The organism is Actinomadura montaniterrae, from assembly GCF_008923365.1.
GTDB lineage: Bacteria > Actinomycetota > Actinomycetes > Streptosporangiales > Streptosporangiaceae > Spirillospora > Spirillospora montaniterrae.
Genome location: NZ_WBMR01000019.1, coordinates 1 through 22,710 on the forward strand (window position 1 = coordinate 1; position 22,710 = coordinate 22,710).

General features: G+C 72.5%; 32 protein-coding genes. 29 read left to right on the forward strand and 3 right to left on the reverse strand.

The genetic code is table 11. From position 1 onward, the window contains the following. The first annotated feature begins 537 nt into the window (after positions 1–537). From rpsP to F9B16_RS09710, 8 genes are all read left to right on the forward strand, one after another. A complete protein-coding gene (gene rpsP, locus F9B16_RS09675) occupies positions 538–987 on the forward strand; it encodes a 30S ribosomal protein S16 (protein ID WP_151539665.1) in 450 nt (149 codons plus the stop codon). Between the two features lies 1 nt (position 988). Continuing rightward, positions 989–1,231 (forward strand): RNA-binding protein, encoded by a 243-nt coding sequence (locus F9B16_RS09680; protein ID WP_021598307.1) that lies wholly within the window; start codon positions 989–991, stop codon positions 1,229–1,231. 134 nt (positions 1,232–1,365) lie between these two features. Continuing rightward, a complete protein-coding gene (rimM, locus tag F9B16_RS09685; protein WP_151539666.1) occupies positions 1,366–1,878 on the forward strand; it encodes a ribosome maturation factor RimM in 513 nt (170 codons plus the stop codon). After that, the gene (gene trmD, locus F9B16_RS09690; protein WP_151539667.1) at positions 1,875–2,876 is read left to right on the forward strand and encodes a tRNA (guanosine(37)-N1)-methyltransferase TrmD; all 1,002 of its coding nucleotides are present in this window, start codon (positions 1,875–1,877) and stop codon (positions 2,874–2,876) included. Before rimM ends, trmD begins: the two co-directional genes overlap by 4 nt. A 114-nt stretch (positions 2,877–2,990) precedes the next feature. Continuing rightward, positions 2,991–3,341 (forward strand): 50S ribosomal protein L19, encoded by a 351-nt coding sequence (rplS, locus tag F9B16_RS09695; protein ID WP_067461562.1) that lies wholly within the window; start codon positions 2,991–2,993, stop codon positions 3,339–3,341. A 142-nt stretch (positions 3,342–3,483) separates the two neighbouring features. Further along, positions 3,484–4,446, forward strand: a complete 963-nt coding sequence (gene lepB, locus F9B16_RS09700) for a signal peptidase I (protein ID WP_151539668.1) — start codon at positions 3,484–3,486, stop codon at positions 4,444–4,446. A 273-nt stretch (positions 4,447–4,719) separates the two neighbouring features. After that, positions 4,720–5,448, forward strand: a complete 729-nt coding sequence (locus tag F9B16_RS09705) for a ribonuclease HII (protein ID WP_151539669.1) — start codon at positions 4,720–4,722, stop codon at positions 5,446–5,448. Continuing rightward, positions 5,445–5,759 carry a DUF2469 domain-containing protein gene (locus F9B16_RS09710; RefSeq protein ID WP_151539670.1) on the forward strand — a complete coding sequence of 105 codons (315 nt, stop codon included), beginning with the start codon at positions 5,445–5,447 and terminating at the stop codon, positions 5,757–5,759. The genes F9B16_RS09705 and F9B16_RS09710 overlap by 4 nt, the downstream gene beginning before the upstream one ends. Before the next feature lie 788 nt (positions 5,760–6,547). Here F9B16_RS09710 and dprA read toward each other — a convergent pair. Further along, a complete protein-coding gene (gene dprA, locus F9B16_RS09715; RefSeq protein ID WP_225991513.1) occupies positions 6,548–7,702 on the reverse strand; it encodes a DNA-processing protein DprA in 1,155 nt (384 codons plus the stop codon). Further along, entirely contained in the window at positions 7,699–9,018 is a 1,320-nt protein-coding gene (locus F9B16_RS09720) for a YifB family Mg chelatase-like AAA ATPase (RefSeq protein ID WP_225991514.1), read from the reverse strand. The genes dprA and F9B16_RS09720 overlap by 4 nt, the downstream gene beginning before the upstream one ends. Positions 9,019–9,037: 19 nt before the next feature. On the opposite strand from F9B16_RS09720, the gene F9B16_RS09725 reads away from it, so the two are divergent. The 3 genes from F9B16_RS09725 to F9B16_RS09735 all read left to right on the forward strand — a co-directional run bounded on the left by F9B16_RS09725 (position 9,038) and on the right by F9B16_RS09735 (position 11,319). Then, entirely contained in the window at positions 9,038–10,549 is a 1,512-nt protein-coding gene (locus F9B16_RS09725) for a recombinase family protein (protein ID WP_151539671.1), read from the forward strand. Positions 10,550–10,672: 123 nt separating this feature from the next. Beyond that, entirely contained in the window at positions 10,673–10,996 is a 324-nt protein-coding gene (locus F9B16_RS09730) for a hypothetical protein (protein WP_151539672.1), read from the forward strand. Continuing rightward, positions 10,990–11,319, forward strand: coding sequence for a hypothetical protein (locus tag F9B16_RS09735; RefSeq protein WP_151539673.1), 330 nt, complete (start codon positions 10,990–10,992; stop codon positions 11,317–11,319). The genes F9B16_RS09730 and F9B16_RS09735 overlap by 7 nt, the downstream gene beginning before the upstream one ends. Positions 11,320–11,524: 205 nt before the next feature. Here the strand turns inward: F9B16_RS09735 and F9B16_RS09740 are convergent, their stop codons facing one another. Next, on the reverse strand, positions 11,525–12,022 hold the full coding sequence (locus tag F9B16_RS09740) for a hypothetical protein (RefSeq protein ID WP_151539674.1): 498 nt from the start codon (positions 12,020–12,022) through the stop codon (positions 11,525–11,527). A gap of 168 nt (positions 12,023–12,190) precedes the next feature. Between F9B16_RS09740 and F9B16_RS09745 the strand changes: the two genes are divergently transcribed. The 18 genes from F9B16_RS09745 to F9B16_RS09825 all read left to right on the forward strand — a co-directional run bounded on the left by F9B16_RS09745 (position 12,191) and on the right by F9B16_RS09825 (position 22,706). Beyond that, complete coding sequence (locus tag F9B16_RS09745; protein ID WP_151539675.1) at positions 12,191–12,409, forward strand: helix-turn-helix domain-containing protein; 219 nt, start codon at positions 12,191–12,193, stop codon at positions 12,407–12,409. Positions 12,410–12,494: 85 nt separating this feature from the next. Next, a complete protein-coding gene (locus F9B16_RS50765; protein ID WP_192808699.1) occupies positions 12,495–12,635 on the forward strand; it encodes a hypothetical protein in 141 nt (46 codons plus the stop codon). Between the two features lie 88 nt (positions 12,636–12,723). Next, positions 12,724–12,963 carry a hypothetical protein gene (locus F9B16_RS09750; protein ID WP_151539676.1) on the forward strand — a complete coding sequence of 80 codons (240 nt, stop codon included), beginning with the start codon at positions 12,724–12,726 and terminating at the stop codon, positions 12,961–12,963. Then, the gene (locus tag F9B16_RS09755) at positions 12,960–13,364 is read left to right on the forward strand and encodes a hypothetical protein (RefSeq protein WP_151539677.1); all 405 of its coding nucleotides are present in this window, start codon (positions 12,960–12,962) and stop codon (positions 13,362–13,364) included. Before F9B16_RS09750 ends, F9B16_RS09755 begins: the two co-directional genes overlap by 4 nt. Then, entirely contained in the window at positions 13,361–13,672 is a 312-nt protein-coding gene (locus F9B16_RS09760) for a hypothetical protein (RefSeq protein WP_151539678.1), read from the forward strand. The genes F9B16_RS09755 and F9B16_RS09760 overlap by 4 nt, the downstream gene beginning before the upstream one ends. 146 nt (positions 13,673–13,818) lie before the next feature. Further along, the gene (locus F9B16_RS09765) at positions 13,819–14,046 is read left to right on the forward strand and encodes a hypothetical protein (RefSeq protein ID WP_151539679.1); all 228 of its coding nucleotides are present in this window, start codon (positions 13,819–13,821) and stop codon (positions 14,044–14,046) included. Continuing rightward, positions 14,046–14,750 carry a DNA-methyltransferase gene (locus F9B16_RS09770; RefSeq protein ID WP_151539680.1) on the forward strand — a complete coding sequence of 235 codons (705 nt, stop codon included), beginning with the start codon at positions 14,046–14,048 and terminating at the stop codon, positions 14,748–14,750. The genes F9B16_RS09765 and F9B16_RS09770 overlap by 1 nt, the downstream gene beginning before the upstream one ends. Further along, on the forward strand, positions 14,747–15,457 hold the full coding sequence (locus F9B16_RS09775) for a hypothetical protein (RefSeq protein ID WP_151539681.1): 711 nt from the start codon (positions 14,747–14,749) through the stop codon (positions 15,455–15,457). The genes F9B16_RS09770 and F9B16_RS09775 overlap by 4 nt, the downstream gene beginning before the upstream one ends. Continuing rightward, entirely contained in the window at positions 15,454–15,843 is a 390-nt protein-coding gene (locus F9B16_RS09780) for a hypothetical protein (RefSeq protein WP_151539682.1), read from the forward strand. The genes F9B16_RS09775 and F9B16_RS09780 overlap by 4 nt, the downstream gene beginning before the upstream one ends. Continuing rightward, positions 15,840–16,097 carry a hypothetical protein gene (locus tag F9B16_RS09785; protein WP_151539683.1) on the forward strand — a complete coding sequence of 86 codons (258 nt, stop codon included), beginning with the start codon at positions 15,840–15,842 and terminating at the stop codon, positions 16,095–16,097. Before F9B16_RS09780 ends, F9B16_RS09785 begins: the two co-directional genes overlap by 4 nt. Continuing rightward, on the forward strand, positions 16,097–16,630 hold the full coding sequence (locus F9B16_RS09790; RefSeq protein WP_151539684.1) for a VUT family protein: 534 nt from the start codon (positions 16,097–16,099) through the stop codon (positions 16,628–16,630). Before F9B16_RS09785 ends, F9B16_RS09790 begins: the two co-directional genes overlap by 1 nt. Next, the gene (locus F9B16_RS09795) at positions 16,599–17,234 is read left to right on the forward strand and encodes a hypothetical protein (protein ID WP_151539685.1); all 636 of its coding nucleotides are present in this window, start codon (positions 16,599–16,601) and stop codon (positions 17,232–17,234) included. Before F9B16_RS09790 ends, F9B16_RS09795 begins: the two co-directional genes overlap by 32 nt. Further along, positions 17,234–17,530, forward strand: coding sequence for a hypothetical protein (locus tag F9B16_RS09800; protein WP_151539686.1), 297 nt, complete (start codon positions 17,234–17,236; stop codon positions 17,528–17,530). Before F9B16_RS09795 ends, F9B16_RS09800 begins: the two co-directional genes overlap by 1 nt. Continuing rightward, on the forward strand, positions 17,527–18,075 hold the full coding sequence (locus F9B16_RS09805; protein WP_151539687.1) for a RuvC family protein: 549 nt from the start codon (positions 17,527–17,529) through the stop codon (positions 18,073–18,075). The genes F9B16_RS09800 and F9B16_RS09805 overlap by 4 nt, the downstream gene beginning before the upstream one ends. Continuing rightward, positions 18,072–18,845 carry a hypothetical protein gene (locus F9B16_RS09810; RefSeq protein WP_151539688.1) on the forward strand — a complete coding sequence of 258 codons (774 nt, stop codon included), beginning with the start codon at positions 18,072–18,074 and terminating at the stop codon, positions 18,843–18,845. Before F9B16_RS09805 ends, F9B16_RS09810 begins: the two co-directional genes overlap by 4 nt. A 57-nt stretch (positions 18,846–18,902) precedes the next feature. After that, complete coding sequence (locus F9B16_RS09815) at positions 18,903–19,568, forward strand: hypothetical protein (RefSeq protein ID WP_151539689.1); 666 nt, start codon at positions 18,903–18,905, stop codon at positions 19,566–19,568. 86 nt (positions 19,569–19,654) lie between these two features. Further along, entirely contained in the window at positions 19,655–22,222 is a 2,568-nt protein-coding gene (locus tag F9B16_RS09820) for a phage/plasmid primase, P4 family (protein WP_192808700.1), read from the forward strand. A 109-nt stretch (positions 22,223–22,331) separates the two neighbouring features. Further along, a complete protein-coding gene (locus F9B16_RS09825) occupies positions 22,332–22,706 on the forward strand; it encodes a hypothetical protein (protein WP_151539691.1) in 375 nt (124 codons plus the stop codon). Positions 22,707–22,710: the final 4 nt, after the last annotated feature.

The following is a 22,710-nucleotide window of genomic DNA, read 5'->3' on the forward strand; positions in this document are numbered from 1 at the left end:
CGGCCGACGGCATGCCGAAGGGGCTGCCGCCCGGCCTCGGCGGCCCCGGCGGCGCGGGCGGCGGCCTGCCCCCGGGCCTCGGCGGGCAGCTGCCCCCCGGTTTCCAGATGCCCGACCTCGGCAAACTCCAGAACCGCAAGAACAAGTGACCGCTCCCGGCGCACCGTCCTGACGGCGGTGCGCCGGCCCACGCGAGCCTCCCACGGGCCGTCCCGCGGGCCGTCCCGCGGCAGGGCGACACGGCGTCTTGCGGCAGGGCGACACGGCGTCCTGGGGCAGGGCGACACGGTGTCCCGTCGCAGCGCAATCCAGTGTTTCGCAGCAGGACAACACCGTGTCCCGCGGCGGGGCAACACGGCGTCCGCCGATTGCGCGTTCACGGTGTCGATCTGGCAGAATGACAGGCTGGAAACCCGGACCCGCGAGGCGCCCTCTCTCGTCCTGCGCGGCCGGAGTCCATCGGGCGGCGGTGAGCCGGTGTTCCCCACCTGGCACGGGCCGCCCACCCTGTAATGAAGTCTGGAGTACACCACACCCGTGGCAGTCAAGATCAAGCTCAAGCGTCTGGGGAAGATCCGGAACCCGCAGTACCGGGTCGTCGTCGCCGACGCCCGCACCAAGCGTGACGGGCGGGCCATCGAGGAGATCGGGCTCTACCAGCCCAAGCAGGAGCCGTCGCTCATCCAGATCGACTCCGAGCGCGCGCAGTACTGGCTCGGCGTCGGCGCGCAGCCGACCGAGCCCGTGCTCAACCTGCTGAAGATCACCGGCGACTGGCAGAAGTTCAAGGGCGAGCCCGGCGCCGAGGGCACCCTCAAGGTCGCCGAGCCCAAGGCCGACAAGAAGGCCGCCTTCGAGGCCGCCGTCAAGGAGTCCATGGGCGACGACGCGGCCGAGGCCCCCGCCGCCCGCGCCAAGAAGAAGGCCGAGCCGAAGAAGTCCGAGGCGAAGGCCACCGAGACCGACGAAGCCAAGAGCGAGGGCTGACGTGCTCGAAGAAGCGCTCGAGCACCTGGTCCGCGGGATCGTGGAGAACCCGGACGACGTCCGGGTCCGCGCCCGCCGGATCAGGGGCGGCCGGGTCCTGGAGGTGCGCGTGCACCCCGAGGACCTCGGCAAGGTCATCGGCCGCAGCGGTCGTACCGCCAAGGCCCTGCGCACCGTCATCAGCGCCCTGTCCGGGGGCCGGTACGTGCGCGTGGACCTGCTCGACGTCAACGAGGTCCGCTGAGTGAGCCCCTGGCATCGCGCATGCCGGGGCACGCTCGCCCCGGCGGCGGCCGTCGCGGCCGCCGCCGGGGGCGGCTCACCGGCGGGCCTGCGGCCCGCCGGTGCTCGTGCCCTCGCCCTCCACGGGCAGGGCCGATGAGCGACCCGCTGGCCGTCGGGCGCATCGGCCGCCCGCACGGCGTCCGCGGCGAGGTCACCGTCGACGTCCGCACCGACGACCCGGAAGGCCGGTTCGCCCCCGGCACCCGGATCGCGACCGATCCCGCGTCCGCCGGCCCCCTCACCGTGGAACGGGCCCGCTGGCACTCGGGACGCCTGCTCCTGCGCTTCGCCGGAATCGACGACCGCGACGCCGCGGAGACCCTCCGCGGCACCTGGCTGGTCGTCGACTCCGGTGACATCCCCCCGTCCGACGACCCCGACGACTACCACGACCAGGAGCTCATCGGGCTCGCCGTCGTCACCACCGGCGGCGCCGACGTCGGCGAGGTCGCCGACGTCCTGCACCACGGCCAGGACCTGCTGGTCGTGCGAGGCCCCGGCGGTGAGACCCTCGTCCCGTTCGTCGCCGCGCTCGTCCCCGAGGTCGACGTCCCCGGCGGCCGGCTCGTGATCGACCCGCCCCCCGGACTGCTCGACGGATCATGAAACTCGACATCGTCACGATCTTCCCGGAGTACTTCGCGCCCCTGGAGATCTCCCTGCTGGGCAAGGCCCGCCGCGCCGGGCTGCTCGACGTGCACGTGCACGACCTGCGCGACTGGACGCACGACCGCCACCGCACCGTGGACGACACCCCGTACGGCGGCGGCCCCGGCATGGTCATGAAGCCCGACCCCTGGGGCGAAGCCCTGGACACCCTCGCCCCACCCAACGCCGCATCAGCCGCCGGCAACGCCGCATCGGCCGCCAACGCCGCCGGCGCCGTTAACGCCGCGTCGGCCGACGCCGACGCCGCCAACTGCGACGCCGCCGTCAACGCCGCATCGGCCGCCACCAACGCCGCCTCGGCCGACGCCGACGCCGCCGCGGCATCGCCCGCCACCAACGCCGGCGGCGACGCGGCATCGGCCGGTGCCGCCGTACCGGCCGGTGTCGTCCCTCGCATGATCATCCCGACGCCCAGCGGCCGGCCGTTCACGCAGGCGCTCGCCGCCGAGTACGCCGCCGAGCCGTGGCTGCTGTTCGCCTGCGGCCGCTACGAGGGCATCGACTCCCGTGTCGCCGAGGAGGCCCGCACCCGCATGCCCGTGGACGAGGTCAGCCTCGGCGACTTCGTCCTCGCCGGCGGCGAGGTCGCCGTCCTGGTCATGGTCGAGGCCATCGGGCGCCTCCTGCCCGGCGTCCTCGGCAACGTCGACTCCGTCGCCGACGACTCCTTCGCCCCCGGCCCGATGGAGTCGCTGCTCGAAGGCCCCGTCTACACCAAGCCACCGGTCTGGCGGGACCGCGCCGTCCCGGACGTCCTGCTGTCCGGCCACCACGGCGCGATCGCCCGCTGGCGCCGCGACGAGGCGCTGCGCCGCACCGCCCGGCACCGCCCCGAGCTGCTGTCCCGCCTCGCCTCCGGCCCCTTCGACGAGCATGATCGCCGGGTGCTGCGGGAGGCCGGTTTTCCGGTTGACGCCGAAGATATGGCAGACTGAAGCGTCCGTGCGCTCGTACGCGCGGCACGAAGACCTACTCTCCGCGGCGCGACGCCCCCACCCATGTCCATGGGGCCTCTCGACGCCCGCGTTCGACCAAGAGGAACCGCTGCGATGCACACCCTGATCCAGGAGATCGAGAAGGCCGCCATGCGCGCCGACGTCCCGGACTTCCGTCCGGGCGACACGCTGAAGGTGCACGTGCGCGTCACCGAAGGCAACCGGAGCCGTATCCAGGTCTTCCAGGGCGTGGTGATCCGGCGGCAGGGCGGCGGCGCCCGCGAGACCTTCACCGTCCGGAAGGTCAGCTACAGCGTCGGCGTCGAGCGGACGTTCCCGCTCAACAGCCCCTCGATCGACAAGATCGAGGTCGTCACCCGCGGCGACGTCCGCCGCGCCAAGCTGTACTACCTGCGCAACCTGCGCGGCAAGGCGGCGCGCATCAAGGAGAAGCGCGACTTCTGAGCCCGCCGACCGCCGACGCCCCGGGAACCCGCTGTGGTGCCCGGGGCGTTGCCCGTTTCGGACGGATACGGCGGTCGCGGTGCATGGCGACACGCCCAGCCGACCGGTGGTCGGGGCGGCTCGCCGCTAGGCTTTGTCCCTGATGACTGACGAGGACGATCGGAGAGACGTGCGATCCGGAGCCGAGGGCGCGGTGCCCGATGAAGAGGAGACCGTGACCTCCGCCGAGGAGACGGCCGACGACGACTCCGCCGAGGACGGGAAGGACTCCTCCTCCGGCTCTTCCTCTTCCGATTCCGACGACGACGATGGCGAGAAGAAAAAGAAGAAGCCGGGCTCGTTCTGGAAGGAACTGCCCGTCCTGATCGTCGTCGCGGTCGTCCTCGCCCTCGTCATCAAGGCGTTCGCGGTCCAGGCGTTCTACATCCCGTCCGGTTCCATGGAGAACACCCTCCAGATCGGCGACCGGGTCCTCGTCAACAAGATCGTCTACCACACCCGCGACATCCACCGCGGCGACGTCGTCGTCTTCAACGGCCTCGACTCCTGGGACCCCGAGACCCACATCTCGAAGCCGACCAACCCCTTCTCCAAGGCGCTGCGCGCCGTCGGCACTGCCTTCGGCGTGGCGCCCAACGAGAAGGACTACATCAAGCGCGTCATCGGCGTCCCGGGCGACCACGTCCACTGCTGCGACGCCCAGGGCCGCGTCACCGTCAACGGCGTCCCCCTCAACGAGAAGTCCTACCTCTACACCGACCCGGTCACCCACGAGCAGAACAAGCCGTCGAACGAGCCGTTCGACGCCTACGTGAAGCCGGGCCAGCTCTGGGTCATGGGCGACCACCGCGAGCTCTCCTACGACTCCCGTTCCCACCGCGGCGACCCCGGCGGCGGCACCATCCCCACCGACCGCGTCATCGGCCGCGCCTTCGTGATCGTCTGGCCGCTGAACCGCATCGACAACCTGCCGATCCCGGACACCTTCAAGCAGACCGGCTTCAAGACCGCCTCCATGGCGGCCCCCGCCACCCCCATGGCCCTGGGCATTCTCGGCACGCTTCCCCTCGCGTACCTGCGCCGCAGACGCCACCGCCGTCCCTGATCCCCACCCGGTCCTGCCGACCAGCGCGCAGTCTGCCTGCCCGTGCGCGGGCCGGGTTTGAGAGATCGCCAGTCTCCGGTGGCATCGTGCAAGATGCCACCCTGCGGCTCCTGACATGCCGCTCCCCGCGTCCTGGGCATTTGATCTCTGCCACGGTGTCCGCGCACCCGCAGCTCCTTGTCGCTGGTCAGGGCGGCCGGGTGATCGCGGACATGCCCGGAACAGTGGCATTCGGTGAGCGGCGGGGGGTTCGGGCGACGTACCCTGCGGAGCATGAAGGGTCGTCCACTTCGTTTCACGCCACGCCGTGACGCGGGGCTGCACGCCTACGAGCGCGCCCTGGAGCACGCCGGGCTCAGTCCCGTGGCGGGCGTCGACGAGGCGGGCCGCGGGGCCTGCGCGGGCCCGCTGGTCGTCGCCGCCGTGATCCTTCAGGGCGGACGCGGCGGGCGGATCGAGGGCCTCACCGACTCCAAGATGCTGACGCCGGCGCGCCGCGAGGAGCTGTACGCCGAGATCACCAGGCGGGCGCGCGCGTGGAGCGCCGTCATCATCCCCTGCCACGACATCGACCGGATCGGCCTGCACCGCTGCAACGTCACCGGCATGCGGCGGGCGCTGGCGGCCCTGGAGACTCGTCCCGCCTACATCCTCAGCGACGGGTTCCCGGTACCGGGGCTGGAGGCCCCGGGACTCGCGGTGATCAAGGGCGACCAGGTCGCCGCGTGCGTGGCCGCCGCCTCCATCGTCGCGAAGGTCACCCGAGACCGCATCATGGTGGATCTTCATGAGCGTTACCCCGAGTACGGCTTCGACGTCCATAAGGGGTATGTGACGCGCGCGCACGGCGCGGCCCTGGCGGAGCACGGACCTTGTCCTGAGCATCGGTTCTCCTACGTCAATGTCGGGCGTGCCTTGCGTAACAATGGGGAGGTGGCCTTGGGGGAGGAGACCGAAGGGGAGGTCCCCGGCGAGGGCCGTACGGAAGGGGCACGGGCGTGAGCGCCGAGGATCTCGAGAAGTACGAGACCGAGATGGAGCTGCAGCTCTATCGCGAGTACCGCGACGTCGTCGGGCTTTTCACCTACGTCGTCGAGACCGAGCGGAGGTTCTACCTCACCAACTCGGTCGACCTGCAGGTGCGCGGCGCCGACAACGGCGAGACCTACTTCGAGGTCACGATGCAGGACGCCTGGGTCTGGGACATGTACCGCCCCGCACGCTTCGTCAAGAACGTGCGTGTCGTCACCTTCAAGGACGTCAACGTCGAGGAACTCGCGAAGAGCGACTTCGAACTCCCCTCCGACCAGTGACCCCACCCCAAGCCCCACCCGCCCCCTGAACCGCCCAGGGCAGGACCTACCTGCACGTTCGGGACGGATGTCCCACTTCAGGGGCGCGGCCCCTCTACGGGGAGAGCGCACAGGGCGTCGAGGCTCCCCATCTCCTTCGCCGTCTCTACGTGGCCGTGACGACCCCCGAGCGCGCTCATGGCCTGCCCCGGCGCGGCTGCCTCTCCTGGACGCGGCGGTGCTGCCCGGGACGCGGCGGTGCTGCCCGCGGCGCGGCGGTGCTGCCCGCGGCGCGGTGGTGCTGCCCGCGGCGCGGCGGTCCCTGGCCGGGGCGCGGTGGTGCGTGTCCGGGCGTGGTGGTGCCGGCCCGGGGCGTGGTGGTGCCGGCCCGGGGCGTGGTGGTGCCTGCCCCGGGCCCGGTGGTGCCTGGCCGGGGGCTTGGCAGGTCCTACTCGGGGCGTGTCGGGTCCTACCTCGGGCGCGGTGGTGACTGGCCGAACGCGCCAGGGCCTGGCCGGGGCGTGGTGATGCCTGCCCAGCGTGGTGGTGCCTGGCCGGGGCGTGGTGGTGCCTGTCCGGGCGCGCCGGGGCTTGGCTGGGGTGTGGTGGTGCTGGCCGGGGTGTGGCGGGTCCTACCCGGGGGCGTGTCGGGTCCTCCCCGGGGAGCGGCGGGGGACCTGGCCGGGCGCGCCGGGGCTTGGGTGGGGCGCTGTGGTGACTGGCCGAACGCGGCGGAATCTGGTGTGGGGGTTGTCTGGCTGCTCGGGATGTTCTTGGGGGGCATGGCTTCTCCTGGTGGGACGTGGGTGTTAGCGGGGGGACTTGGCGGATTTGGTGAGGCGCCAGCCGTTGGCGGCCCGTTCTATGAAGCCGGACGCGGCCAGCAGGCCGAGCTTGGCGTTGATGGCGGCCAAGTCCATGCCCGCCTTGGCGGCCAGGGCCGCAGGGCCGGTCGTGCCCCGGGCGGGGAAGGCCTCCAGGACGGCGCGGGTGACCGGTTCCAGCCGGTCGCGGGGGAGGACGGGCGTCTGCGGGGGCGGGGCCAGGTCGGCGCCCAGCCGCCCGACGGCCTCGATGATCTCCTCGGTGCGGCTCACCAGGACGGTGTCCTCCTGGCGGAGGAGCTGGTGGCAGCCGACCGATGAGCGCGAGGTGACAGGGCCCGGCATGGCCATCAGCACGCGGCCGAGCCTGCGGGCCCATGCGGCGGTGTTGAGGGCGCCGCTGCGGGCCTCCGCCTCGACGATCACCGACCCGCGGGAGAGGGCGGCGATCACCCGGTTGCGGACGAGGAAGCGCAGCCGGTGCGGATGCGTGCCGGGCGGCGACTCGCTCACCAGCAGGGATCGGCGTGCCATCTCCGCGAACAGGCCCTCGTTCGAGGCGGGGTAGGGGACGTCCACGCCGTTGGCGAGGACCGCGACCGTGCGGCCGTCGGCGGCGAGGGAGCCGCGATGGGCGGCGGCGTCGATGCCGAGCGCCCCGCCGGAGACCACCGTCCAGCCGTCGTCGGCGAGTTCGGAGGCGAAGTCGGAGGCCATCCGCTGCCCGTACGGGGACGAGGCGCGCGAGCCGACCATGGCGACCGATCTCAGGCAGGCGTGGCGCAGGTCCTCGGGGCCGCGGAGCCAGAGCGCGTAGGGGCGCTCGCCACCGAGGTCGTCGAGGGTGGTGGGCCACTCAGGTTCCCCAGGGCAGACGAGGCGGCCGCCGAACTGCGCGCAGACGGCCAGGTCGCGGTCGGGTTCGGCGGCGGCCAGGCGGATGCGCCAGTGCTCCAGCCGCTGGATCTCCTTGGGCGCGGCGGGAAGGTCGGCGGGGAGGGTGCCGGAGCGGATCACGTCGAGCGCCCCCTCGGCGCCGCAGTGGCCGACGACGCGGTTGAGGAACGCGTCGCCGGGCTCGGCCACGGCGGTGAGCGTGGCGCGGGCCTCCCGCTCCGGCGTCATGGGGATCGTGGTCATGACCGCCCCGCGTGCCAGAGCGCCAGGGCGCCGCCGATGTCGTCCGCGTCGGGCTCGTCGTGGCCGCCGAGGTCGGCGATCGTCCATGCGACGCGCAGGACGCGGTCGAGGCCGCGTGCGCTGAGCGTACCGCGCTGCAGCGACTCGTCCACCATCCGCATTGCCTCGGGGCCGGGCGTGAAGCGGCGTCGTAGCTCCGGGCCCGGGATCTCGGAGTTGGTGCGCCACGGGGTGCCGGTCAGGCGTTTCAGTGTGCGCTCCCTGGCGAGCATGACCCGGTCGGCCACCACCTTGCTGGCCTCGGCGAACTCCAGGTCGTAGCGGAGCTCGGCCCTGGTGGCGGGCGCCAGCTCCAGCTTGAGGTCGATGCGATCGAGGAGCGGCCCGGTGACGCGGGTGCTGTACTTGCGGCGCACTCCGGGGGCGCAGGAGCAGTCGACCTGCTTCGCGGCCGCGCACGGGCACGGGTTGGCCGCGAGGACGAGCGTGAAGCGGGCCGGGAACCGTGACGTGCCCTCGGCCCGGCTGATGCGCACTTCTCCCTCTTCGAGCGGCTGGCGGAGGGCGTCGAGAGTCCCCGCCATGAACTCGGGAGCTTCGTCCAGGAACAAGATCCCTCTGTGGGCGAGGGAGACGGCGCCCGGTTGCAGGACCCGGCCCGAGCCGCCGCCGACCATGGACGCCCGGCTGGCGGTGTGGTGCGGTGCGTGGAAGGGCGGCTGGGTGATCAGCGGCTGGCCGGGCGGGAGTGTCCCGGCGACCGAGTGGATGGCGGTGACCTCGAGCGCGGAGTCGGGCTCCAGCGGCGGCATCAGTGTCGGCAGCCGTTCGGCCAGCATGGTCTTCCCGCAGCCCGGCGGCCCGGTGAAGTACAGATGGTGCCCGCCCGCGGCGCTGATCTCCAGGGCGCGCCGCGCCTCCGCCTGGCCCCGGACGTCGGCCAGGTCGAGATCGGCCGGGACGTCGGGCCGCCGGATCGCCGCCCCGTCGGCGGCCACCGACTTGTCGTCGGGCTCCGCCTCCTCGATGGGCGGCGGCTCGTCTCGCAGGATGCACAGCAGCCCGCGCAGCGTCGCGGCGGAGACCACCTCCACTCCGGGCACGAGTTCGGCCTCGGCGGCGTTCGCCCGCGGGACGACGACGGTGCGGCAGCCGTAGTTGGCGGCGGCCAGGACCGCGGGCAGCACGCCCTGGATGGGCCGGAGCCGGCCGTCCAGGCCGAGCTCGCCGATCAGCACCAGCCCCGCGCACGACCGCGCAGGGACGACCTCGGCCGCCGCGAGCAACGCCACGGCTATGGCCACTGCGATAGTCAAGTTATGGCATGCTTAACCCATGCTTCAGCCACGCGAGTATGTCCTCTACCTGCGTAAAAGCAAGGGGCGGGCGGGCATCGCCCGGCAGCGGCGCGAGACCACCAAGCACATCGAGGACATCGGCGGCCGGATCGTCACCGAGTTCATCGACGAGGACACCACCGCCTACGCCAAGCCGGGCCAGCACGCCCAGCGCGACGACTACGCCCGCATGCTCGCGTTCCTGCGCGCCGACCAGCGGCGCGCGCCCTTGGGCGTCGCCGCCTGGCATACCGACAGACTGAACAGGTCAACGGCGGACGCCGATGAACTGATCGCGCTCGCCGCCGCCGGCGGGCACATCGTCGAGACCAAGGGCGCAGGGACGTATGACCTGTCGACGGCCACCGGGCGCAAGCGGTTCCGCCAGGACGCGGTCGACGCGGCATACGAAGTCGACCACATGACCGAGCGGATCGAGTCGGCGAAGCTGGAGGCCGTCGCCGAAGGCGCGTGGCTCGGCGGCCGGCGCCCGTTCGGCTTCAAGAAGGACGGGGAACGACACAAGCGGACCGAGGCCGCGGCGGTCGACGCCGGCACGAACGCCGTGCTCGCCGGGGTGTCGGTGAACCAGGTGGCGCGTGAATGGCGGGCGGCCGGGCTGACCGGCACCTCGGGCGGGGAGCTGTCGGAGGTGGTGGTCCGGCGGATCCTGCTGCGTCCCCGCAACGCCGGGTTGATGGTGCATCGCGGGAAGGTCGTCGGCCGGGCCCGGTGGCTGCCCGTGCTGTGCGCCGCGGAGTACCGGCCGCCGAAGGGCACACCGCTGGACGCCGAGACGGAAGAGGCGTGGCGGACGGCGGCGGAGGAGAAGCATCGTGCGCTGGTGGCGCTGCTGACCGACCCGGCCCGGACCACGACGCCCGGCCCGGAGCGCAGGTGGTTCGGCAGCGGACAGTACCGATGCGGGTACCCCCTGGACGGCGGCGAGTGTCAGCGGCCGGTCCGGATCGGGACCGGCTCGGGCGCGACGACCGGGACGCGGCCGGTGTACCGCTGCTCGGGAGAGGACCGGCATGTCGTGCGGGACGCGGTGCTCCTGGACGCGCACGTCCAGGAGCGGATTGTGGCGCGCCTTCAGCGGCCCGACGCGGCGGACCTGCTGCACGGCGATCGGAGCGACGAGGCGCCCAAGCTGCGAATCGAGCTGGCGGCGCTGAATGGACGACTCAACGAGCTGGAGGAGGCGTTCACCGACGGCGACCTCAGCCGCGAGGCCCTCAAGCGCGGCAAGGAGAAGCTGCGGACGCAGGTGGAGGAGCTGGAGGAGCGCCTCGCCGCGTGTGTGTCGGTGAGCGCGCTGGAGGGGCTCGCGGGCGAGCCGGACGCGGCCGGACGCTGGGAGGAGTTGGATCTGCATCGGCAGCGCGCCGTCCTGGCGGCCCTGCTGAAGGTCACGATCCTCCCGGCCCCGAAGGGGCGCCCGAAGGGGCACCGCCCCGGGGGCCGGTACTTCCATCCCGAGGCGGTGCGGCTGGAGTGGCTGGGATAGCCAGCTCACACGCAGGCCGACCTGACGCGCAGGACGGGCGGCAGGGCGACGTTGACCCGGCACAGCGACACCTCGACCAGAGCGGGCCCTGCGTCGCCCGGGCCTGCGGGTGCCTCGCTGGGGATGCGTGCCGGCGGCTGGTCGGCGGGAGGCGGCGCGGCATCGTCCGGCGGCTGCTCCTGGACCGGCACGGACGAGCTGGACGGCGCAGGCGTGGTCGCCGACGGGGTTGACGCCGAGACCTCCGGTGTCGGCATCGTCCCCGACGGGCTCGGGCTCGCCGACGGCGACATTGACGGCGAGGCGGTGCCGGACGGGGTGGTGCTCGGCGTCGGGCTCGGGGAGGGCGAGGGGGATCGCGAGGCCTTCGGCCGCGTACTGGTGGGTGCGGGCGTCGCCCGGCTCGGCGACGGTGGTGCGGGGCTGGTCGCGTGCGGCCGGTGGTGATCGGGACTCGCGTCCATCATCGGCAGCGTGACCGGCAGCGTCACCAGCGCGACGCCTCCGGTCACCGTCGCCGCGGTCAGCAGCAGGTGGTTCCGGGCGTGGTGGGCGACGGACGCGAGGGCGCTGCCCACGGCGCCGACGACCGCCAGGACGGCAGCGGGTGGTGGGAACCAGCGCTTGAGCGCACGCTGTACGGCGCTCTCTTGGGAGCGTTCCACGGCTTCGATGGCGGCGGTGATGGCGTGCAGGTCGGCGTCGGCTTCGGCCAGCGCGCGGGCGGCGCGCTCCTGGTTTCGGCGGGCCCTTTCCCTCAACTCCCGTAGTTCATCAAGGTCGGCGTGGTCTCCGTCCGGTTGAGTCATGCGCGCCCCCCGTGGGCTACGACGTCGTTGTCTGCGCGAGTGCCCCGGTATCTTGCGTCGGGCGAGGTTACGGGGAGATCACGTTAAGGTCACATGACCACAAGCGGTCACTGTCCGATTGCAGTGGGTTAGTGAGTTTCGCGAAGCATCCGATTCGCTGAAACTTTCAACCGGCCCGGCTCGCTCCGGGGTCCGTGCGGCCGAGCAGGCGCGCCAGCTCGGCGGCGATCTGCCGCTGCTCCTCGGCGTTGTCGTCCAAGCGCTTGGACAGTTCGGCGATCCGCTGATCGTGATCCTCCGGAAGGCCGGCGAGCGCGGCAGGCGTGACGGTCGCCTGCGCGCTGTCGGAGAGGGTCAGCGAATCGTGGGCGGTCCGGCCGAGCGGCTCGCCCAGCAATAAGCGGAGTTCGTCGGCGACGTCCGAACGGCCGGCCTCGACCATCTGCTCAGGTCGGACGCCCGCGACCTCGGCCATCCGCGCGACCGTCTGTACACCCCGGTCGGAGTCCATTGCGCCCGCGCGTCCGTCAACGATCTGCCGCCAGCGGGTGCCGGAGATCCCGGCCCGCTTGGCGGCCTCGTTCTGCGAGATCGCCGGGCGCTGGCGATCTCGCTCCTCGTCGATGAGCCGCCCCCATAGGGGCGTGTCCGTGGGAGCGTCCATGCGCGCCATTGTTCTTCGCGAAGCTTCGCGAAGTCCAGCGAAGTGGCGCGATCCACATCAGTTCCTTGCTTCCAGGTAAGAAGCTTCGCAAGGGTGTTCGAGAAGGTTGGCGAGAACCTTCGCGCAGGGGCTTGACCTTCGCGAAGGTTCTCGCGTACCTTCGCAGTCATGCGAATCACCCTCAACCAGGACCCCGAGGCGGTCACCAAGGCCCGCGAGGACGCGGGGCTGAGCAAGACCGCCCTCGCCAAGGCCGTGGGGCGGTCGCTGTCGCTCATCAGCGAGATCGAGGGCGGCACCCGCAACGCCAAGCCGGACCTGCTGGAGCGGATCGCCGACGAGACCCACGTGCCGGTCGAGCGGCTGATGGCGCGGGACGTGGCCTGATGGCCGGCGAGTGGCTCTGCCCGATCTGCGGGCACGCGAACCCGGCCGAGCTGGTCGTCTGCGAGAACACGGCGGACCACGACTGATGGAGATCTCCGAGGAGGCGCGCCGGTTCGCCGAGACCGCCCCGCCGCTGACCGACCAGCAGAAGGCGGCCATCCGCCAGGCATTCACCCCGCCGCCGAAGGCGCTGCGCCCCAAGACCGCCGCGAAGAAGGCCGCCTGACCCACGAACGCAGTTCGGGCCCGCCGGATGCGACCCGACGAGCCCGTACGGCCCCACCCGAGAACCCAGAGACAGGAGAGCGGGACCGATGAGCACCATCATTCCCGAAGAGGCGCCCGACACGCCACGCCGCCACCTGCTGACGCTGGCGCACCGCGCCCTCGGCTTCCCGAACATGTCCGTCGAGGACGAGGTCGCGCTCGCCTCCACGATCGGCGACCGCAAGGAGCGGGGGATCGTCTTCGACGCCCTGTGCAGCGCGCTGGCCCGGGGCGACCAGGAGAAGGCGGACGGCCAGCTCGCGAAGCTGACGGCGGTGGCCCGATGACCCCGGCCGAGGAGCTGCGCGCCGCCGAGGCAAAGGTACGCGAGACCGCGAGCAAGGCCACGCCCGGCCCCTGGGTCGCGGACGGCCTCGAGATCAGCGGGGAGGTCACCGATCCGGACGCGGACATGTACGCCAGATGGGTTGCCGAGTCTCTGGATGACAATGATCCGGACCATGGCTGCGACAACGCCGCGTGGATCGCACTGGCCTCCCCGGCGCTCGCCGAGCCCCTCGCGGGCCTGCTGAAGAGCGCAGGCAACGACCTGTCCGGCGCGGAAGCCGCCGCCGCCAAGCTGACCCATCTCGGCGAGGGCTTCGACCCCGTCGAGTTCTGCGACGAGCCCGCTTCGGTCCGCCGCGCCCTTGACGTCGCCCGAGCGATCAACGGGAGCACCCGTTGATCGCCCCGACGCTGGCCCGCCCCACCGGCCACGCGCTCGCCGACCGGCTGGAGCAGCTCGGCCACCTCTACAACACCGGCCTCACGCCCGAGGAGGAGATCTACGCCGAGGTGGACGCCCTGGCGTCCGGGCTCGACGAGCGCCAGCGCGCCGACTGGTTCGAGGAGCTGTGCGCGCAGCTCCAGGTGCGCGACGGCGAGGTGGAGCTGTCCGCGCTGCCGCCCGAAGAGCGCGACCCGGACCGGGTGGAGGCGGACGCCCGCGCCCGCGTGGACGAGGCGATCGCGCACCTGGCGGGGTGGGCGTGATGTTCCGCCCGCGCTCCTACCTTACTCCGGCGCACCGGGCCGCCCTGCGCCAGGGCGACGACCGGCTCATCGCCGATCTGAAAGCCGCCGCCCCGGGGTTGAGGCCCGGGGCGGCGGGGGCCGAACCGACTCGGAAGGACCCGGCCATGACCATTATCCGCCGCAAGGCGTTCGAAGTGCGCGCCGGTGACGTGATCCTCACCGACCCCGACCACCCCGACCGGGACGTCCGCTGGCGCGCCAAGGCGCCCGCCAAGCGCACCGCGTCCGACCGCACGCTCATCGACTGCACGGACCTCGCCGACGGGCGCGACGTCCTGGCCGTGTTCGTCAGCCTGGACGAGGTCTCCGTCGAGCCGGCGGGGGTGCGGTGATGGCGACGCCCTACTACGAAGGCCATGGCGTCCAGCTCTATCTCGGCGACTGCCGCGAGGTGCTGCCGACCCTGCCCCGCGAGTCCGTCGACCTGATCGTCACCGACCCCCCGTACGGGAAGAACTGGCAGTCCGGGCGCCGCAAGAACACCCTCGGCCCGATCGCCCACGACGATGGAACCCTCGACGTCGCCGCATGCATCACGACCGCATGCAAGGTGCTGCGCGACAAGCGGCACCTGTACGTGTTCGGCCCGGCGGACCTGTCGCCCTGCCCGTTCGGGGCGACCGCCGAACTGATCTGGGACAAGGAGATCCTCGGCGCCGGGGATCTGACGATTCCCTGGGGCCCGCAGCACGAGCCGATCACCTTCGCCGTGCACATCTCCCGCCCCTCCAACCGAGCCGCCGGGTATGGGCGCCTCGCCGCCCGCCTGCGCAAGGGCTCCGTCCTGCGGGTGCCCCGCGCGAACTCCGGCGCACTAGAAGACCGGCACAACCCACACCAGTCCGGCAAGCCCGTGCATCTGCTGCGGCAGCTCATCGAGTCGTCGTCGTGCCTGGGCGAGACCGTCCTCGACCCGTTCGCCGGGCACGGCCCGACACTGATCGCCGCCGCCTTGGAGGGCCGCAACGCGATCGGCGTGGAACTGGACGAGGCGTGCGCCGAGCAGGCCGCCAAGCGCCTGGAGGGGCTGGTATGACCCCCATCACCGACCGCCTGTCCGCGCTCGCCGCGCAGATGCGCGAGGACGCCCGCCAGGCCGGGATCAACGCCACGCAGGCCCGGCCTGCCGTCGAGAAGACGGCCGCCGACGTCGCCGCCGCCCGCAAGCTGCTCGCCGAGGCGGAGAAGGCGCACCGCGAGGCGCTCGCCGTCGTCGCCCGGCACGAGCTGGACGGCCAGGAGGCCGCCGACATGGCGGCGAAGCTGGACCGGCTCGCCGCCGAGCACCGCACCGCGCCGGAGCTGCCGACGCCGGACGAAGCGGCCGCGGCGGCGGGATGGGGCGAGTGCCCCGTCTGCGATCGGCCCGTGGCGCACAAGGGCGACGCCGAATGGACGCACAACGACGACGGCACGCCGATGTGCGAGATGCCATTCAACGTCACCCCAGCGTCCCCGCAGGCCGTCGCCGCCGTCGAGCAGGCCACCGGCGAACTCGTCGCCGTCCACGGCCCCGGCGTCACCGCGCCCATGACCGACCGGCTCGCCGCCGAGCGCTTCCCCGGCCCGCGCCACGAGAAGCCCAAGGAGCGGCCGAGCCTGCGCGAGCGGATCACCCGCCTCACCGGGCCGAACCCCACCGTCGACCCCGACGCCACCCGGCCCGACACCGTGCCGGACGCACTGCTCGCCGAAGGGCAGCGGCAGGCGCGCCCCGACGACCCAAAGGAGAACGACCGATGAGCGAGCCGCTGACCTACGGCGAGCTGCTCGGCAAGCTGACCGACGCGGCGGAGGAGATCCACCGCCTCAGGGGCCACGCCGCGACGCAGAACGACCAGATCGACGCGCTGACCCTGAAACTGAACCGGGCGGAGCGTGAGCGGCAGCACTCGGACGAACTGCTCGTCGGCGCCCACAACGACCTGTGCGAGGCGCTGGACGTCCGCCACCGCCCCCTCCTCGACGTTATCCAACACGCCGCCGTGGTCCGCGCCGATCGGGACCGGTTCGCCGGGTTCATCGGCCGCCTGCGCGAGCTGGCGTACATGGGCGGCCAGGACGGCGAGAGCGTCCGCCACTACGTGCAGCAGGCATTCGCCGAGTTCGACAGGGAGGCGAACCGGTGACCGCCCTGACCTGGTTCCTGGCGAGCCTCGCCGTGATCACCGTGACGGTGCTGGCCGCCCTCGGGCTCGCCGCGATCCTCACCTGCGTCGGCGGGACCCGCCTGCGCCGCGAGAAGCCCCGGCCCGCCTGCGACGAGCGCGACGGGACCTCCTACGCCCCGCTCGACCACGACGACGCCACCGGCCACGACCCGCGATGGGACGAGGAGCCCGCCCCGGGCGGCGGCTGGCCCACCGCGAAGGAGTCGCTGTGATGCGCTATACCGCCGCCTGCACGGCCGCCGGCGCCTACGTCGCCTCGGTCGTCGCCGCGAACGTCCTCACCAGCCACCTCGGCATGGTGCCGGTCGGGTTCGGCCTGACCGTGACCGCCGGGACCTACGCCGCCGGCGCCGCGCTCCTCGCCCGCGACGTCGTCCAGGACACCGCCGGCCGCCGGACGGTCCTCGCCGCGATCGCGGCCGGCGCGGTCCTGTCGGCGTGGCTGGCCACCCCGCAGCTCGCCCTGGCGTCCGGGGTGGCGTTCGCCGCCTCCGAGGTCGCGGACATGGCGATCTACACGCCGCTGCGCCGCAAGGGCTGGGCGCGCGCCGTGCTCGCCTCCAATGTCGTCGGCGCCGTCGTCGACACCGTCCTGTTCCTCGCGCTCGCCGGGTTCCCCGTCATGGCGTCCCTGCCGGGCCAGCTCATCGGCAAGGCGCTGTGGGCGACCGCGTTGCCTGTCCTGATCGTCACCGCCGCAAGGAGGGTGCGCCGTGCTGTATCTGGCGACGCCGTCGGGGCCTGAGGTGCGGGCCGCGATGCAGGAGGGGCTCCTCGGCTGCATGACGACGCCGGCGCAGGGCAACCGCGTCCCGGACGGCTGCCTGATCGGCGCCGACAACGGCAAGTTCGGCAAGGCGTGGAAGGGCGCCGATCTCTGGTGGTCCTGGCTGAACCGGACCGTCGAGCGGTACGGAGCCGGCCGGTTCGCCTTCGCCGTCGCACCCGATGTCCCGTTCGACGCCGTGGGCACCCTCGCCGAGTCGCTGCCGTGGCTGGAGCGCATCCGCAGGCTCGGCGTTCGGCCGGCGTTCGCCGCGCAGAACGGCAGCGAGAACGGGCTCATCCCGTGGGACGCACTGGAGGGCGGATGCCTGTTCATCGGCGGCGACGACGAGTGGAAGGACGGCCCCGAGTCGGCCGGGCTGATCCGCCAGGCGCGCGCCCGCGGGCTGTGGGTCCACGAGGGCCGCGTGAACACCTGGTGGCGACTGGAGGGCGCGCAGCGCCGCGGCTGCGACTCCATCGACGGGACGACTCTGGCGTTCGGTGCGGCACGCAACCTGCCGCAGCTCCTGCGCTGGCTGGAGACTCTGCGGCCCCGCGGCGTACAGGAGGCGCTCCTGTGATGGACACGATCCCGCTGTTCGGCGAGCCGGAGCCGGCCGAACCGCCGAAGCCGAAGAAGACGCCCGGCACCTCGAACGCCAAGCCGGTGTGGAGCAGGTACCGGCCCGCGACGCCCCGCAAATGCGACGACTGCATGGCGGTCCTCGCCGAGACCAAGGGCGCCGGCCCGCACAGCCGCACCGCGGTGTGGAAGCGCAAGACCGGCCGGGCGTTCCTGCTGCTCTGCTACCCGCACGCGCAGCAGCGGCGCGAGGCCGACGGCCTGCCGAAACTCAAGAAGGAGATCAGCGCGTGAACCCCCGAGTGATCGGCCTGGACCTGTCGCTGACCGCGACCGGCGTCGCCTGCTGGGACGGGCGCCCCCTGTCCACGATCCGCACCGTCGCCAGCGAGGGCGACGAGCGGCTCCGCCGGATCGCCGTGACCGTCCGCGCGGACGCGTTCGACTACCTCACCAACACCGGATGCGACCTCGCCGTCATCGAGGACTTGCCGACCCACGCGCACAGCGCCGGGATCACCGGCATGGTGCACGGCGCCGTCCGCTGCGTCCTAATGGAGCTGGGCGTGCCGTACGCGCTCGTCCCGCCCGCGACGCTCAAGAAGTACGCCACGGGCAAGGGGAACGCCACCAAACCCGACATGCGCATGGCGCTGTACCGGCGCGCGGGGATCGACGTCCGCGACGACAACCAGTGCGACGCCTGGTGGCTCCAGGCGGCCGGCCTGGACTACCTCGGTCATCCACCGGTGGAGCTGCCCAAGGACCAGCGCAAGGCGCTGACCAAGGCGAAGTGGCCCGCGATCCTGCCGTTCGCAGGCGTCGGCGGTGCGGCGTGAGCGACCTCCAGGCCGAGATGCTCGGCGTCATCGAGCACGCCATCGCCAACGCGCCCCGCTCGCTCCAGAAGGCCATCGGCCCCAGCGAGATCGGGCACCCGTGCGCCCGCCGCATCGCCTACAAGCTCGCCGGCGCGCCCGAGGTCAACACCGGACGCGTCCCGTGGAAGCCCGCGATCGGGACGGCGGTCCACGCGTGGCTGGACGAGACGTTCACCGCGGCGAACGCCCGCCAGCCGGACTTCGACACCACCGGCGGCCGGTACCTGTGCGAGGTCCGCGTGGACGTCGGCGAGATCGCCGGCCAGACGATCACCGGCTCCTGCGACCTGCGCACCCCCGAGGAGTCCCTGGACTTCAAGATCGTCGGGGACCCGACGCTGCGCCGCGTGAAGAAGGAGCAGCACCCCGGCCAGCAGTACCGCATCCAGGGCCACCTGTACGGCCGCGGCTGGCAGCGCATGGGCCGCCCCGTCAAGACGATCGGGGTCTGGTTCCTGCCGCGCAACCAGGAGTTGCGCCAGGCGTACCTGTGGACCGAGCCCTACGACGAGCAGGTGGCGATCGAGGCGCTGGCGCGCGCCGAGAGCATCGCGAGCCTCGTCCAGCGGTTCGGCGTCGCCGCGGCGGGCGCCCTGCCCATGACCGAGGCGTACTGCTCGGGCTGCCCGTTCTTCCGGGCCAATTCCACCGACCTCACGCAGGGATGTCCCGGCGTGATCAAGGCCAAGGACCCGGCGGCCGAGTTCGCCGGCCTCCTGGCCTCGTAACACCCACCCATCCGCATCGCAGCACGCGAGCACAGCAGCAAGGGAGCAAGGCAGCACATGAACGCCGACGAATTCCTCATGCAGGGCGGAGTCGCATCCGCGAAGTTCCCCGTCATCGGCACCACCGTGACGGGCACCATCGCCCGCGAGCCGGAGGTCCGCGACCAGACCGACTTCGACACCGGCAAGGTCAAGACCTGGGATGACGGCACGCCGCGCCGGCAGCTGATGGTCGTCCTCCAGACGGCCGAGCGGGACCCGGCCAACCCCGACGACGACGGCGAGCGCGCCGTCTACGTCAAGGGCCAGATGAAGACCGCCGTCCGCGACGCCGTCCGGAAGGCGGGTGCGCCCGGCCTGAAGGTCGGCGGCACGCTCACCGTGCAGTACATCGCCGACGGGCAGGCCACGCGGGGCAACCCGCCCAAGCAGTACGCGGCCAGCTACGTCCCGCCGGCGAACGCCGCGGCGAACGACTTCCTGAACGGCGGCGAGCCGCAGGCGGTCCCGGCGCAGCCGGTTCCGCAGGCGGTGCCCGCGTTCGTCCCGCAGGCGCCCGCGCCGCAGCCGATGCCCGCCCCGGCCCCGGCGCCCCAGCCGGTCCCGCAGGCCGCCCCGACGGCCCCGCCGGTCCAGCAGGCGGCGCCCGCGCTCTCCCCGGAGATGCTCGCGGCCATCGCCAACCTGCCGGCGGAGGAGAAGGCCCGGCTCGGCCTGGCCTGACCCGTCCACGCCCCGCCGCCGCGGTCTTCCCTCCGCGGCGGCGGGGCCTGTCCCATCGATCGACACGACGAACGTGAGAGGTGCCAGTGAACGACGAGGCGGCCCGCCTGTACGAAGCAGCGCAGGCGTTCGCGGCCAACGGCTTCTCCGTCGTCCCCGCCCGCGCCGACGGCACCAAGGCCCCCATCAGCGCGTGGAAGATTTACCAGACCGAGCGCCCGACCGCCGAGCAGGTGAACGCCTGGTTCGCAACCGAGGCGCCGCAGGGCATCGGCGTCGTCACCGGCGCCGTCTCCGGCGGCCTGGAGATGCTGGAGTTCGAGGGCCGCGCCGTGCGCGAGGGGTTCGTGCAGCGGCTCGCCGACGCCTTCGAGGACCACGGGCTCGGCGAGCTGTGGCGGCGGCTGGTCAACGGCTACCTGGAGTCCACGCCCTCCAACGGCCTGCACATCCTCTACCGGGTGGACGGCGAACTGCGCGGCAACACCAAGCTCGCCCGGCGCCCGGCGCGCGACGACGAGCTCACCGAGTCCGAGCGCGCCATCCGCGAGCGCCAGCCCGGCAAGCAGTTCGTCCGCGTGCTCATCGAGACCCGCGGCGAGGGCGGATACGTCGTCACCGCCCCGTCCGCCGGGCGCACGCACCCCTCCGGCGGCGCCTGGACGCTGCTGGCCGGCGGGCCCGAGACCGTCGCGGCGATCAGCGAGGAGGAGCGCGACGCCGTCCACGCCATCGCCTCGCTCCTGGACGCCATGCCCGCCCCCGCGGCGCCGCCCGCGCCCGCCCCGTCCTCCTCGGCTCTCAGCGGGCCGAGGAGGGCCGACGGGAAGCGGCCCGGGGACGACTTCAACGAGCGCGCGGACTGGCGGGAGATCCTCGCTCCGCACGGCTGGACGGCCATTACGTCCTACGGGCGCGGGCTCGCCTGGCGGCGGCCCGGCAAGGACCGCGGCATCTCCGCCACCACCGGCACCCGCGAAGGAGACAACCTGTTCGTCTTCTCCTCCTCGACCGAGTTCGAGCCGGAGACGCCGTACAGCAAGTTCGGGGCGTACGCGCTGCTGGAGCACGGCGGCGACCACGCCGCCGCGGCGCGCGAGCTGGCCAGGCAGGGCTACGGCGACCCGATGCCGCGCGAGGACGACGACATCGTGACCCTCATCGCCGACTACCGGCCGGCCGTGCACGGGCCCTTCACGGCCGACAACCCGCGGCCCGGTGCGGCCGGCGGCACCGAGGGCAACCTCGCCACCGTCCACGAGCTTCGCCCGGTGCCCGTGCATCCCGACTACGGGCACGAGCAGCACCGCGGGCAGCTCCGGTTCGCCCACCGGTTCACCGCCCGCTGGGGCGGCGAGTACCTGCACGTGCACGGCGTCGGCTGGCACCACTACGACGGGACGCGGTGGGCGCAGTGCCTCGACGGCGGCGAGCACCGCGCCGTGCTCGCGCTGGTCTCCGAGGCGTTCACCGAACTGCCGGAGATGACCGGGGACGCCCGGACCAACCTGTTCAAGGACATCGGCAAGGTGGAGTCCGCCAGCGGCGTGCGGGGCGTGCTCGACCTGGCCTCCAACATGCACCCGTGCACGCTGGCCGGCCGGGAGCTGGACGCCGACCCGCGGCTGCTGAACACCGCGACCGGCACCGTCCACCTGGAGGCCGGGACGCTCGCGCCGCCCGACCCGGCCGACCACCTGTCCAAGGTGACGCGGGCCGGCTTCGACCCCGACGCCCGCTCGGAGGTGTTCGAGGAGTTCCTGGAGCGCATCCAGCCGGACGGCGAGATGCGGGCGTTCCTGGCGCGCCAGCTCGGCTACGCGCTGCTCGGCCTGGTTCGCGAGCACGTGCTGTTCATCTGGCACGGGCTCGGCGCCAACGGCAAGGGCACGCTGCGCGACGCGATCCTGCACGCCCTCGGGGACTACGCCATCGAGGTCCCCGCGGACCTGCTGCTGGTGACCCGGAACGCCAACCTCGCGCCCGAGCGGATGCGGCTCAAGGGCGCCCGGATCGCGTTCTGCTCGGAGATCGGCGAGGGCGCCAAGCTCGACGAGCCGACCATGAAGAAGCTGACCGGCGGCGACCCCGTCAACGCCAAGATGCTCTACCGCAACCCGATCCAATTCGATCCGACGCACACCCTTTTCATGCTCACCAACCACCTGCCGCAGGTGCGCGGTGACGACCCGGCGACGTGGCGGCGCATCCTCGCCGTCCCCTTCGACGTCATCATTCCCGCCGAAGAACGCGACGGGGAATTGCCGGAAAAGCTCAAGGGCATTCCGGATGCCATTCTCGCGTGGCTGTGGAGAGGGTGGCAGGACTACCGCCGGCAGGGCCTCAACCCGCCCGCCTCGGTGCTGGCCGCGACACGCAAATACCAGCTCGACTCCGACGTTCTCGCGCGCTTTCTCGCCGACGAGGAGGCCGTGGTGCTCGGGCACGGATCGGTCAACTCGGCGGTGCTCTACAAGGCGTTCACGCAGTGGTGCAAGGAGCAAGGGGAGGACGTCCAGATGACCAACAAGGCGTTCACCGAGGCGCTGGAGGGGCGGGGGCACCGGAAGAAGCGCACCAACACCGGCGCGGTGTGGGAACACATCATGATCACGGGCAAAGACGCAGGTGAGAGCAGGAGTGACGGGTGGTGACGGGTTATCTAGGAATTCCTACACGAAGGAATCGTCTAGCAAAAGTCACATCAGACCCGTCACAACCCGTCACTCTTGCAGGTCGGCCTAGTTATCCACAGGCGGCCCGATGAGCATCCCCGCATGGCTCGTCCGCCGGCACGGAGGCGTCTTCCGCACCGCCTCGCTCGGCCGGTGCCCCCGCTGCGGCGCGCCCGTCCTGTCCGGGCTGGACGACGACATCGCCGCCCGCACCGCCCGCGCCGACCCGACCCCGATCGACCGGATGGGCGAGGCGCTCGCCGTTCTCACCGGGCGCGGCACATTCGACCTGGCCACCTTTGATGGAAAGCGCCAGCTTTGGCGCCGCGACCAATGGCATATCGCCGGGAAGCGCAAATGGCCGGTCCTGGCGGAGCACCGGTGCGGGGCGTCGCTCGCCGAGCACGCCGAGCCGCTGCCCGCCCGCGCCCGCCACGTCATTCCAGCCGAACCGCCTTTCTGAAAGG